The sequence below is a fragment of the Romboutsia sp. genome, assembly GCF_035470145.1.
In the GTDB taxonomy this organism is placed as follows: Bacteria; Bacillota; Clostridia; order Peptostreptococcales; family Peptostreptococcaceae; genus Romboutsia_D.
In genome coordinates, this window is the sequence record NZ_DATIRC010000209.1 from 1 (window position 1) to 1,526 (window position 1,526).

Sequence of the window (1,526 nt, forward strand, 5' to 3'; positions counted from 1 at the left end):
ATCAATGGATCATTTCTTTCAACCAATTTGTTCTGTAGTTGAGTGGGACCCATTACGCTAGCTGAAGAAGTAAAAATAAATGGAATGTCGTTTTTTATTTCATTAATTGCTTTTATTAAATTCACAGTACCACCAAAATTAACAGCCATTGTTAGCTCTCTTCTAATTTTTGAAAGTGGAGGAATTATTGCAGCAAGATGAATTATTGCTTCACAATTTTGAACTGCCTTTTTCACTTCATTGAAATTTCTTATATCGCCATAAATTACTTTATTAATTTTACTCCTATACTTCCGTGCAGTTCTTCGATTTTTTTTATTTTCTATTTCAAACACTACTATGTCATGATTTCTCGCATCTGCTTCTTCTATTATTGCTTTTCCCACATTTCCAAAAGCCCCGGTGATCAACAATTTCATGACATTTTATTTCCCAAAAAGTTTTTTGTTAACAATATTCTAAGGATGGTTTGAATGGTCATTTCACGATTTAAATAGTTACAATTAACTCCTTTTTTTTTATTCTTTTTTGATTAATATACTTCTGTCTTTCACGATTTCTATCTGTTAAGTATTTTTAGATTTTGAATGAAATTTAAGTCAATTACATTAACATAACTTTTAATCTCTTCGTAATCTTTTTCCACTTAACTTTAAAAAAGCTCTTAGCACATTGCCATTTCTTAATAATTTATGTAATAATTCTCCAGTTTGGGTTTTCATATAAAATATATGATTAGATGCTTGTTTTTCTATTATGAATTTGTCTTCTAGTAGAAACTCAGTTATCCAATGTCGGAATTGTGATTCGTTACCAACTATTTTGATTAAATCCCATTTTGAAGCTCTTCCATTATTTTGATCTATACAATTAAGTAACTCTAGCGCGATGATGCTAGGCGTTCTTCTTGGAAAAGCCAATTTTAGTTCGCCCTACGATTTTAGTTGTGATTGAATTCTAAATAATCTTGAATATTTGCCTCTCAATCTAAAATAATTTAGAATCTGTACAACTCCTGCAAAAAGCATTATTCCCCCAACAAATAATGGGATATAAAGACGTTCTTGGATTACCTCAATATTATAAACAATTTCTTGAACACCAAAAAGAAAAGTTACGAGACCAAAAAAAAGATAATTCTTCACTCCCCAATAAAGGTCCTTAACAAGGTCTGAAGCATCAGTGATCAACTCATCAAATATCCTATTTAACGAAGAGATTCTTTCAAGATTATCTTTTTCTTCATCATCTACGTCCATTTTTGTCGCCACAAAAAAGTTGTTGAGATTGAACTTAAAACGATTGTTCTAGAAATAATATCAAAAATACTTCCAGTTGCGTTGATTCAAAATTTTATTGTTTGGGTTTGGGGGTTAAAATTTAACATATTCAATAACCGAAATGGTTTAAATTAATTATTAACATTAGATTTTAAGTTAAAGATAATTTTCACAAGAGGTCAAAATGCTTTGAAGATTGGAACAGTAATCTATGAACCCGTAATCGTTGAAGGTTTCGACATTTCT

3 protein-coding genes are annotated in these 1,526 nt (G+C 29.7%); all 3 read right to left on the reverse strand.

Annotated elements, in window-relative coordinates:
• Positions 1–386 (reverse strand): NAD-dependent epimerase/dehydratase family protein (locus VLM92_RS08865; protein ID WP_325275981.1); only part of this gene is annotated, 386 nt, incomplete at its 3' end.
• A 234-nt stretch (positions 387–620) separates the two neighbouring features.
• On the reverse strand, positions 621–920 hold the full coding sequence (locus VLM92_RS08870) for a hypothetical protein (protein WP_325275982.1): 300 nt from the start codon (positions 918–920) through the stop codon (positions 621–623).
• Between the two features lie 12 nt (positions 921–932).
• Complete coding sequence (locus tag VLM92_RS08875) at positions 933–1,259, reverse strand: hypothetical protein (RefSeq protein WP_325275983.1); 327 nt, start codon at positions 1,257–1,259, stop codon at positions 933–935.
• Positions 1,260–1,526 lie beyond the last annotated feature (267 nt).